The organism is Streptomyces sp. NPDC059456 (assembly GCF_042750055.1).
GTDB lineage: Bacteria > Actinomycetota > Actinomycetes > Streptomycetales > Streptomycetaceae > Streptomyces.
The window spans coordinates 1-4,698 of sequence record NZ_JBHYVA010000668.1; the positions used below are offsets into that span (position 1 = coordinate 1).

General features: G+C 72.6%; 3 protein-coding genes. 2 read left to right on the top strand and 1 reads right to left on the bottom strand.

Features of this window, described 5'->3' with window-relative positions; all coding sequences use genetic code 11:
- On the top strand, positions 1–637 hold a 637-nt coding region (locus ACFXA3_RS35970; RefSeq protein ID WP_385194202.1), incomplete at its 5' end, for a sensor histidine kinase.
- A 40-nt stretch (positions 638–677) separates the two neighbouring features.
- On the opposite strand, the gene ACFXA3_RS35975 is transcribed toward ACFXA3_RS35970, so the two are convergent.
- Positions 678–2,771: a PhoX family protein gene (locus tag ACFXA3_RS35975; protein ID WP_385194204.1), complete on the bottom strand. Its 2,094-nt coding sequence runs from the start codon at positions 2,769–2,771 to the stop codon at positions 678–680.
- Positions 2,772–3,124: 353 nt separating this feature from the next.
- Between ACFXA3_RS35975 and ACFXA3_RS35980 the strand changes: the two genes are divergently transcribed.
- Complete coding sequence (locus ACFXA3_RS35980; protein ID WP_385194206.1) at positions 3,125–4,633, top strand: VWA domain-containing protein; 1,509 nt, start codon at positions 3,125–3,127, stop codon at positions 4,631–4,633.
- The last annotated feature ends 65 nt before the right edge of the window (positions 4,634–4,698 follow it).

Genomic DNA, 4,698 nt, shown 5'->3' on the forward strand with positions numbered 1-4,698 from the left:
GCCCGAGAAGCGCTTCACCGCGGACGTCGCGCACGAGCTGCGCACCCCGCTCACCGGCTCGCTGGCCGCGGCCGCCCTCCTGCCGGAGGGCCGCCCCAAGGAGATGATCAACGACCGGCTCAAGGCCCTGCACCTGCTCACCGAGGACCTGCTGGAGATCTCCCGGCTGGAATCGGGTGTCGAGCAGGCCGACCTGGCCCGGGTGGAGCTCGGCCGGGCGGTGCGGCGGGCCGTCACGGCCACCGGCCTGGAGGCCTCGGTACGGGTGATCCGCGACGCGGTGGTGCTGACCGACCGCCGACGGCTGGACCGCATCCTGGCCAACCTGCTGGTCAACGCCGACAAGCACGGGGAACCACCGGTCGAGGTGACCGTCGAGGGCCCGCTGGTGGTCGTGCGCGACCACGGACCCGGCTACCCGCCCGAGCTGATCGAGCAGGGTCCGCAGCGGTTCCGCACCGGGGACCCGGGCCGCGGCCGGGGCCACGGCCTGGGCCTGACCATCGTGGCCGGCCAGGCCGCGGTCCTGGAGATCGCCCTGAGCTTCGCCAACGCACCCGACGGCGGGGCGGTGACCACCCTCAGGCTCCCCGTCGGACGGCTGACGGACGGCGTTCCACGCGAAGGTTTCACGTGAAACACCGTCCGCCCGACCGGCCTTGGGGCCGAGGGCGCGATCAGACGCCGATGTTCTTGCCGTCCTTGCGCCACACGGACACGACCGCCGGACGGACGATCTTGCCGGGGCCGTCGGGCCACACCGACTGGGGCTTCTCGACGGACGCGCCGTCGATCTCGCCCGGGTGCTGGACGGCGACCAGGACGCGCTTGTCCTGGACCAGCGGGCCGCAGGTCTCGGCACCGCGCGGAACGGTCAGGAACTGCTTCAGCTCACCGCGGCGCTCACCGGCGGTCGCGACACCGAACAGGCCGTCGTGGGAGCCGAGCTGGTTGCCGTCCGTGGAGATCCACAGGTTGCCGTGCGGGTCGAAGGTCACGTTGTCCGGGCAGGAGATCGGGCTGACCTTGTCCTTCGGGAAACCCGCGAAGAAGGTCGACGGGTCCTTCGGGTCACCGGCGACCAGGAACAGGCGCCAGGCGAAGCCGTCACCGGCCGGGTCGTCGAAGTTCTCGGCGAGCTCCAGGATCTGGCCGTGCTTGTTCAGATTGCGCGGGTTCGCCTCGTCCGCACCGGCCTTGCCGGCCTTGCCGCGGTCGGTGTTGTTGGTGAGGACGACGTACACGCGGCCGGTGCGCGGCGAGGGCTCGATGTCCTCGGGACGGTCCATCTTGGTCGCGCCCACCTTGTCACCGGCCTCGCGGGTGAAGACGGCCACCTCTTCGGCGGTCATGCCCGGGACGTGCGAGACGTTGCCGGAGGGCGAGGAGGTGAGCAGCTTGATCCACACGCCGGAGCCGTCGAACTGGCCGTCGGAGGGGAGCTTGCCGGAGCCGTCCAGCTCGGCGGCCGGGGAGTCGCCGGTCAGCTTGGCGACGTACAGGGTGCCCTCGTCGAGCAGCGTGAGGTTGTGTTCCTTCGCCGCGCGCCCATTGCCCTTCTTCATCTGCTTCGACGAGACGAACTTGTAGAAGTAGTCGAAGCGCTCGTCGTCGCCCATGTAGACGACCGGGCGGCCGTCCTCGGTCAGGCGGGGCTGGGCCCCCTCGTGCTTGAAGCGGCCCAGCGCGGTGCGCTTGCGCGGAGTGGAGTGCGGATCGTACGGGTCCAGCTCGACGACCCAGCCGAAGCGGTGCGACTCGTTGGGCTCCTGGACCACGTCGAAGCGCTTGTCGAAGCGCTCCCACTTGCGCTCGGTGGCACCGGTCGTCACGCCGTAGCGCTTCAGGCGGGCCGCCTCGACGGGCTCGGTGACCTGGCCGGCGTTGGCGAAGTACTGGTTGAAGTTCTCCTCGCCGTGCAGCGTGGTGCCCCACGGGGTGGTGCCGCCGGAGCAGTTGTTGAGCGTGCCGAGGACCTTCGTGCCGGTCGCGTCGGCGGAGGTCTTCACCAGGGCGCTGCCCGCGGCCGGGCCGGTGAGCTTGAACTCGCTGGTCGCGGTGAGGCGGCGGTTCAGCTGGTGGCGGTTCACCGCGGTCAGCTTGCCGCTGCGGTGGTCCTCCTGGACGACGACGACGCCGAGGCCGTGCGCGGCCCAGGCGACCTCCACCTGCTCGCGGGTCGGGTTCGCCGGGTCGTAGCCCTTGAACATCAGGTTCTCGTCGGTGTACTCGTGGTTCGCCACGAGGAGCTGCTGGCGCTCGTAGTCGCTGCCGAGCGGGAGCAGGGACAGGAAGTCGTTGTTGTAGCCGAACTGGCCGGCCTGCGCGGCGGCGGTCTGCCTGTCGGCGTTGAACGCCGGAGCGCCCTTGACGATGGGCTCGCCCCAGCGGATGACCACGTTCTGCTCGTAGCCCTCGGGGACGGTGACCCGGTCGTCGGTGTTCGGCAGGACGGCCTTGAAGCGCAGACCGCGGGCGCCCGCGGCGTCCGCGGCCGCGCCCTGGGCGTCGGCGGCGGGGGCGGCGGTGGCCGGGGAGCCGTTCCCGCCGAGGGTGACGGCGGTGCCGGCGGCGGAGGCGACGGTGACGACGGCGGCGGAGCGCAGCATCGAGCGGCGGGAGTAGGCGCGGGCGATGACGTCGCCGACGTACTCGTTGTCGCTGGTGTTCGGGACCTCGTGGAAGCAGGCGTCGCCGCAGCGGTAGCGGCAGGTGAGGGCGGAACGGCCGCCCCCGTGCGGGTTCCCTATGAGCGGCAGAAGCTTGCGCACGAATGTCCTCCGTAGATGCACGGGCGCCGACGTCATGTCGGTCGAATCCAGCCGTGACGGTAGGCGCGGGTTGCGCCAAAGCGGCGGCTGCGGAATGAACGCCTGATGAACCGGGCACGTCGGTGCGGGAGTTCGGCAAGATGGGGTGTGTGCTGTATGGGCCGGGCGCCACGAAGGGCGCCCCTGCCGAAGTTCCAGCCAGGCGGCCGATAACCTTACGTGTCCACTCTGGGCAGGGATCAACCGCGCAGCACGGACAAATGACGCACGCACTCATGCGAAAGGCCTGGCCCATGGGTATTCGGAGCTTGTTGCGCAAGGTGTTCGGACGGTCTGCCGAGCCGGTTCCGGAGATGACGGATGCCACGTCGGCTTCCGTCCCGAGCCAGGCGGAACGGACCCCCCTGGACGTGGCGGCCGAACTGGTCGCGGCGTCCTTCGACAACCCGACGGTTCCCCCGCAGTCCGCTCCGCGGGACCGTGAACCGGGAACCCTTCTCACCGCCCCGGCACCGGACCCCACGGTCCCGGAGGCCCGCCGCCCGTTGCAGCCGGCGGCCCAGCAGAACCCGGCCGAGGCGCCTGCGGCTGAGCCGGTGGCCGTCACGGCCGAGGCCGAAGCCCCCGTGGCGGAGCCCGAGGCCGAAGCCCCCGCGGCGGAGGTCGTGGCCGAGCCCGAGGCCGTCACGGCCGAGGCCGTCGTCGCCGAGGCCGAGCCCGCCGCGGCGGAACCCGAGGTCGTGGCCGAGACCCCGGCTGCCGAGCCGCAGCCCGTGGTGGTGGCGGAGGCCGAGCCCGAGGCCGAGCCCGAGGCCGTCACGGCCGAGGCCGAAGCCCCCGCAGCTGAGCCCGAGATCGAGGTCGTCACGGCCGAGGCCCCCGCGGCGGAGCCCGAGGCCGTGGCCGAGCCCGAGGCCGTCACTGCGGAGGCCGCCGTCGCCGAGGCCGAGGCCGTCGTGGCGGAGCCCGAGGTGGAAGCCCCCGCGGCAGAGGCCGAAGCCATCACCGAGCCCGAGGCCGTTGCCGCCGAGGCCGAGCCCGTCGCGGCGGAGCCGGAGGCCATCGAGGCCGAAGCCCCCGCGGCGGAGGTCGTGGCCGAGCCCGAGGCCGTCGTCGCCGAAGCCGAGCCCGCCACGGCCGGGCCCGAGGCCGTCGAGGCCGTCACCGGGCCCGAGGCCGTCGCCGCCGAAGCCGAGGTCGGGGGGCCGGCTCGGGCGTTGGGTGTCGTGAAGCGGCAGGCGCCCGGGGTCGTGGGGGCATACAAGGCCGCCGGGCAGGTGCTCCGGGGCAAGGGCAAGGCCGGCGCGCGGGCCAAGGTGTACCTGGTCCTGGACCGGTCCGGTTCGATGCGCCCGTTCTACAAGGACGGCAGCGCCCAGCACCTCGCCGACCACGCCCTCGCCCTGGCCGCGCACCTCGACGACGAGGCGACCGTGCACACCGTGTTCTTCTCCACGGACGTGGACGGCACGGCCGACCTGGCCCTCGACGCGCACGACGACACCTGGGTCGAGGCCCGCCACGCCGAGCTCGGCCGCATGGGCCGCACCAGCTACCACGTGGCCGTGGAGGCCGTCGTCGAGCGGTACCAGAAGGACGGCGGCGAAGGCCCCGCCCTCGTGGTGTTCCAGACCGACGGCGCCCCGGACAGCGTCCGGCCCGCCAAGCAGGCCCTCGCCGATGCCGCCGCCTCCGCACCGGGCGTGCACTGGCAGTTCGTCGCGTTCGGCGACCACGACGCCAAGGCCTTCGACTTCCTGCGCAAGCTGGACGCCGAGAACGCCGGCTTCTTCCACGCCGGCCCGGCCCCGGTCGAGCTGACCTCCGCGGCGCTGGTCAAGGGCCTGCTCCAGAGCTTCTGAGCAGGCTGGACGTACGGCACGTACAGCAGCACGTACGGCGCAGGGCCCGGGATCCGATCGGATCC